Below are 5,731 nucleotides of genomic sequence, written 5' to 3'. Positions count from 1 at the left end.
TGCTACGCCGACGCCTGTTATGTTCAACTTCGCTTTCCAAAATAGTCCCCGCCAAAATTTAGTGGGGACTACTTTGCGACCGGCGCCGTTCAGTGTCTAGACGGTGCTGATTTGACGCTTACGTTATATGCGAGCGTACCGCAATACTTGACGTTGGTTAGAAGCGAGTTGACCATGGCTTGAGTCCATGGCCGGCCAAACTCACTTGAGATGTTCTCGCTGTTCAGTAGGTGCACAATGCGACGCTCACTGTACCCTTCATCCAGGTAAAGCGCATAAACGCGCTTGACTACAGCGATCTCGTCATCTGGTCCCCATATGAGGATCACGCGATCGGTTGACGAAACTTTCGTCTCGCCATACTCGAGTACAGCTCGCGGAGTACCGCAAGCTTTAAGCGCAAGGCGTCGTAGTCCAAAGCCGGCGTGCCCACCTTGTTTAAAGCCCATCGCAACGAACCGAGACTGCGCTGCGAAGACCTTCTCAGAAAGATCACGACTATACTCAGCAGCCATGACACGCTTCATGCTCTTCAGTAGCGAAGCGTAGGGGCCACTATCGTCGGTGAAGCGCTCACCGCAATACACCACGGTGATCCCAGCACGACGACAGGTATGTTCGTGATACGCAGCCTCGTCAATGTCCTGAAACCGTCCCCAGCGGCTAATGTCATAGACAATGATATGGCTGAAATCGGGCTGTGCTGACTGAACGTCTTTCATGAGCGACGTTAGGCCGGGCCGCCGTCTGATATCCAGGCCGCTCTTGCCGTCATCGACATACTCACGAATGAGAGTCAGATTGCATGCGGCCGCGTACTCCCGGATCTTCGCGCGTTGGTGATCGGTCGAGTAGTCCTGGCTCTCGGTAGACATCCGCACATACATCACCGACCGGTGTGGGTTGTGCTGCTGAACCATGGACGCCTCCGTCATAAGTAACTCAAGGCCGATCTTACGCGGAAATCTATCCGTAGATTAGCATTGCTACGCGTAGATGATGGCTGTTTGCTGACTGTAGAGACTGTTATGGATCACTGTGTGTTGAACTAACGTTCATCGGTCTACATTCGACCCATTGCAGACATTCCAGGCGGCTGGATTTACCTGATCATTAGAATTTTTCGAGTCCTTCTAAAACCGCTTCTCTCGGATCGTTGTTGAGCAGATTTTGTAGGTCAAAAACAAATCGGTCGATAGCATTTGGCTCAACGCCCATGTCTACCTCGACTCGTTTCCTGCTTCCAGGGCCGTAGGCCGGGAGGTAGTTCGACTCCAATTGCACTCGACAGGCGCAGCGTCCTGTTGCATCAAGGACCGAGAACGCGAGGCTGAGGTATCCGTAACTATCGGGCATCCCAAATTGGAACTTAAAGGATTTTGTAGGGCCTTCAGGAAAGAGTCTGAGTTTTGAGGACAGCTCCTTGAAAGCGTCTGCAGTCGTGTAGACCTGAGATACTCCTCTGAACCCACCGCTATCTACATCGACGGCTGCAGTAATCATCCCATCATCTGGGTCAACCCCAACAATACGAATCACGACTCCAAATTCCATCGCCCCTCCTAGGTCTGCAGCCTCCAAAGGCCGCTTTTGGCCGAACCCGGCCGCTCAGCTCAGCATAACAGGTGGCCAGGGACGAAAAGTCGTTGACTGTCACGAAGGACCGGATCCGACCCGAAGCAGACATTTGATACAGCGACAGTGAACAAGGTGATCGTAACGTACGATCTACTTACAAAGTCAAATACAAGCAAATAGCTGTCGATACAACCACGTCAAATGGACGCCGATGAAGCTGGCAGCGTCGGTTACGAGTGCGTAGTGCTCGCAGTTCTGACTAGTTTGATAATAGGATGTCTTTCTTCACGGGTACGTAGCGGTAGGGTACGCGGTCAACAGCCCTGCCGCAGCTTTCACGTGCGGCCGAGGCATCGAGCAAGACCCAGTTGCGGCGATGGGCTTCGCCAAGAACGCGTTTCTTCGTCAGATCGAAGCACTGTAGCGCTAGATTATCGGGGAGCAGCAGCACGCGATTCGGAGCTGAGCGAATCCAGCGCCAGGCATTCCATTCCTGCTGGGGTAGCGGTGCCAGGTAGCTGAAATGGACCAGGGGTCGGCTTGCAAACAACAGGAACTGTTCCTTGAACTCGAGCATGCCGACTTCCGCTTCAGGTGCAAGGCTCTGTTCGAGTTCTTGCATGACTGCGCGCGGCGTCCGGTGTGTGTTGAGGGAGGGCCACAGCCAGAAAGAAATGAACAGCCAGGTCAGCAAGCTGGCTAGGGCGAGCTGTTCGAACAAGGCGCGTTTGCGCAACAGCCAGACGATGCTGGACAGCGCCAATCCCAGTATCAGCAGACCTGGAGCCAGAGCGGCGATGGCGTCGGCGTAGTCGTCCGCTCGGTGATGCAGGCGATCCGGAGCAAACAGCGCCATCGCTGCCAGCAACATCAGCAGCAGGCCAACCACCGCGAGCGCTCCCCGTAACAGAAGAGACGCGGTGCGGCGCCCTTTCTCCGGCGCTTGTTCCCAGACGTAGGCGAGTGCCAGGGCAGACATTGGTAGCGCCGGCAGGATGTAGACCTCGCGCTTGCCAGGACTGATGGAAAAGAAGAGCAACACTAGCGCAACCCAACTCAGCAGTACGCGCAGTGCCACGCTGGACGGCCACAGCTTCCTGATGCTGCGGATCTGCAGCAGGAACAGCACGACCAGCGGAAACCACATGCTGGGCAGTGCAGTCGACAGGTAGTAGTGCCATGGCTTTATGTGATGCCATGCATTGGCATAGCGTTCAGCGGTTTGCCTGAGCAGAATGTTGTCGCGATAGGCCAATAGCTCCGGACTTTGGATGCGTTCGACCGCCACCCACATCGGCACCAGCCATAGCGCCAGCGTGCCCAGCATCAGGGTTGGTCCCCACCACGTGCGCATGCACCAGACCTGCTGCCCGGATGCGGTGACGGGGCGGCGCCAGATCGCCAGCGGTATCAGCATCAGCGCGGGAAGAAAACCGACGCCCTTGGTCACGATGCCCAGTGCCATCGCCACCCAGCTGGCGGCATACCAGCCCCAGGCTGGACCGAGCAGGAAGTGGCGGACCAGCCCGTAGCAGCCGAGTGTGATCCAGAAGCAGGCCACCGCATCGATTTGTGCGGCCTTGGCCTGCAGCAGGAACTGCGGCGTGAACGCGAGGACAAGCACTGCCGAACGGGCGACGTTCTCTCCCCACAAGCGGCGACCTAGGTCGAATACCAGCCACAGCGTGCCCAAGCCCGCCAGCGCACTGGGCAGCAGGAAAGCGATCTTCAGTTGTCCGGTGAGCTGGTAGAAAAGGGCGATCAGCCACATGAAGACTGGCGGCTTGTCCGGATAGAACTCGCCGCCGCGAGTTGGGAATAGCCACTGGCCCGATTCCACCATTTCTCGTGCGACTTGGGCAAAGCGCGGCTCGTCGGCAGGCCAGGGGTCCCGCAACCCGATGCCGGCGAACAGGGCAGCGATCAAGAGGGCAGCGATCCACGGCCACCAGTGTGCGTCTTGCCTAGCGCTCGGATTGTGCGGGAGTTGCATGCGTTTGTCCTCGGATGTCCTGTAGCCTCTGCTTGAAGCCATGATGGTAGAGATAGAGCACCATCGCCGTGGACAGCACCAGCATCAAAAGGCTGATCCAGATCTGCTGCTCGTCATGCAAGGCTAGGCCCGCGCCGGCAAAGCTGAACAGCAGCATTTGCGGCAGATAGCCCAGGAGGCTGCCCCAGAAAACCGCCGGTATGCTCAGTCCAGCCAGGGCAACCGCGATATTCGTCGCCAAATTGCTGCCGACCGGCATTAGACGCAGTGTGCAGATCCACAGCCAGGTATTCTCGCCGAGCAGTAGGCGGATGAAGGCGACGCGTTCGCCATGCCGCCGAAGCAGCCAATCCCTGCCGATATTGCGCACGTAATAGATCACCAACAGGGCGCCAAGTCCGGTCAGCGCAGTGCTCAGCAAAGCCCCTGTCAAGCCACCCATCAGGTAACCGCAACTGAATGCGAGCAGTTGGCGCGGGCCGCCGAGCGCGGTATATAGCACGCCGGTAAGCACGAAAACGGGCCAGGCAATCGCCCAATGTCGTTCGAACAACCGGTTCAGCAGGTCCAGCTCAGTGAATGATCCCCACCATTGGAAATGGAGGGAGGCAAAGCCTAGCGCGAGCAGGCAGGTCAGCAGCAGCGGCTTGAAGAGCAGCCTCAATTCAGTTTTCAATGCTGCACTTCCATGCGCTCGATCAGCGGCAGCTTGCTGCGCCGGATTAGCCAGCTGACCCCCCACATGTCGACGATGCCCACCCATAGCCGATTCCAGGCGGTGTATTTCGATACGCCGGCGGTACGGTGTCGATGGTGCACCGGAACGACTGTGATCACGCCGCCAAGGCGCTTGACCAGTGCCGGCACGAAGCGATGCATGTGGTCAAAGTACGGCAAGCAAAGCCAGGTTTCGCGCGGCAGTAGCTTGAGACCGCAGCCGGTATCGGGTACGCCATCGTCGAGTATGCTGCGGCGCACGGCATTAGCGATGCGTGACTGGATTTTTTTCCAACGCGTGTCGCGCCGATTCTTGCGGAAGCCCGCAATGCAGAAATGTGGGTGCTTATCTTCCATCGTCAGCCCCTGCGCCACTAGTGCCGGAATGTCGGCGGGGTCATTCTGACCGTCGCCGTCTATCGTGACGAGAAAACGCCCGCTAGCGTGGCGCGCAGCGGTCCAGAGAGCGGTGCTCTGTCCGGCACTGCGAGCATGGCGGATGAGTCGCCCCGGCATGCCCAACTGCTGGCATTGCTGCAGGAACACAGCGCTAGTATCGTCGTCGCTGCCATCGTCGACCAGCACTACCTCGTGAGAATGATGGCCAGCGAGGGCGCGATGAATCTCGTTGACCAGATGCCCTATATTATCGGCCTCGTCTTTCGCCGGAATCAGCACCGAGACTAGGAATGCTTGCTTACCCTTCTTTTCGTCATCCATGTTGTTCAATCGTCTTAAAGAAATCACAGGTATACATCTTGTGCGCTACTTCCTGCAGGGGCCACCATGCAGTTGCTGACGAGTAGGTTGGTAAACGCCAACTCAATAATTCTTAACGATCCAAAGATTTGTATTTTCTGGCCTGCCGCCCTTAGTAGAAAGGCGATATCAGGTAGACCCAGATCGCCCAGGACACTAGGATCCATGCCAGTACGACTTAAGCAATGCCATAGTTGCTTTTTGGCGTGCGTCTTTGCTTTGCCGTCTACTCATTGACCCGTCCCCCTGCACTCAGCAAGGACATATGAGGGAATAAGTCTGACAGCTACCCATATCAGGCACGGTAGCAGATTACATCGTCGAGGTAGCTCAATACCGGGGATGAAGTCCGGGATTAAATGGATGCGACTAAGTGCATAGGCGACGACCAGCACGCACAGCGCTTGGCAATCAGGGCGTCCATGGTTCTTTACAGGCGCACCAGAGCTGAATTATAAACAATGCAGCGTTAAGAATCTGTTAACTCACTATCGCAGCATGCTCCGCACTGGGCCAAAGTCACGCAGGCTAGTTGAATAAGGGTAACGAAACTGTCGGCACTAAAGTGGACCCATCAGTCAAGACACTCAGCCGGTTAGTTTAAGCTGTGTCCATTTCCACTTCAGCAGCTGCCCGGCGCTGCCCCGTTTCACTGTTTTTCTCCGGCTCCTGGTCCGTGTCGCC

The 5,731-nt window shown here is 56.8% G+C and carries 6 protein-coding genes; all 6 read right to left on the bottom strand.

Annotated features, from left to right (window positions below; all coding sequences use genetic code 11):
- Window positions 1–89 precede the first annotated feature (89 nt).
- Window positions 90–920: a recombinase family protein gene (locus J3U95_RS27760; protein ID WP_208281702.1), complete on the bottom strand. Its 831-nt coding sequence runs from the start codon at window positions 918–920 to the stop codon at window positions 90–92.
- Between the two features lie 193 nt (window positions 921–1,113).
- Entirely contained in the window at window positions 1,114–1,554 is a 441-nt protein-coding gene (locus J3U95_RS27755; protein WP_208281701.1) for a hypothetical protein, read from the bottom strand.
- Between the two features lie 283 nt (window positions 1,555–1,837).
- Window positions 1,838–3,571, bottom strand: a complete 1,734-nt coding sequence (locus tag J3U95_RS27750; protein WP_051997066.1) for an ArnT family glycosyltransferase — start codon at window positions 3,569–3,571, stop codon at window positions 1,838–1,840.
- Complete coding sequence (locus J3U95_RS27745; RefSeq protein WP_036217195.1) at window positions 3,543–4,247, bottom strand: TVP38/TMEM64 family protein; 705 nt, start codon at window positions 4,245–4,247, stop codon at window positions 3,543–3,545. Before J3U95_RS27745 ends, J3U95_RS27750 begins: the two co-directional genes overlap by 29 nt.
- A complete protein-coding gene (locus J3U95_RS27740; RefSeq protein ID WP_036217193.1) occupies window positions 4,244–5,008 on the bottom strand; it encodes a glycosyltransferase family 2 protein in 765 nt (254 codons plus the stop codon). The genes J3U95_RS27745 and J3U95_RS27740 overlap by 4 nt, the downstream gene beginning before the upstream one ends.
- Before the next feature lie 269 nt (window positions 5,009–5,277).
- On the bottom strand, window positions 5,278–5,442 hold the full coding sequence (locus tag J3U95_RS28895) for a YkvA family protein (RefSeq protein ID WP_221435089.1): 165 nt from the start codon (window positions 5,440–5,442) through the stop codon (window positions 5,278–5,280).
- Window positions 5,443–5,731: the final 289 nt, after the last annotated feature.

The organism is Massilia oculi, from assembly GCF_017582745.1.
GTDB classification, from domain to species: domain Bacteria; phylum Pseudomonadota; class Gammaproteobacteria; order Burkholderiales; family Burkholderiaceae_D; genus Telluria; species Telluria oculi_A.
The sequence above is the reverse complement of the archived record's forward strand: the minus strand, read 5'-3'. Positions and strand labels throughout refer to the sequence as shown.

Coding starts and splice junctions, on each gene's coding strand:
- J3U95_RS27740 (WP_036217193.1), bottom strand. CDS start 5,008: ATGGATGACGAAAAGAAGGGTAAGCAAGCATTCCTAGTCTCGGTGCTG.
- J3U95_RS27760 (WP_208281702.1), bottom strand. CDS start 920: ATGGTTCAGCAGCACAACCCACACCGGTCGGTGATGTATGTGCGGATG.
- J3U95_RS27750 (WP_051997066.1), bottom strand. CDS start 3,571: ATGCAACTCCCGCACAATCCGAGCGCTAGGCAAGACGCACACTGGTGG.
- J3U95_RS27755 (WP_208281701.1), bottom strand. CDS start 1,554: ATGGAATTTGGAGTCGTGATTCGTATTGTTGGGGTTGACCCAGATGAT.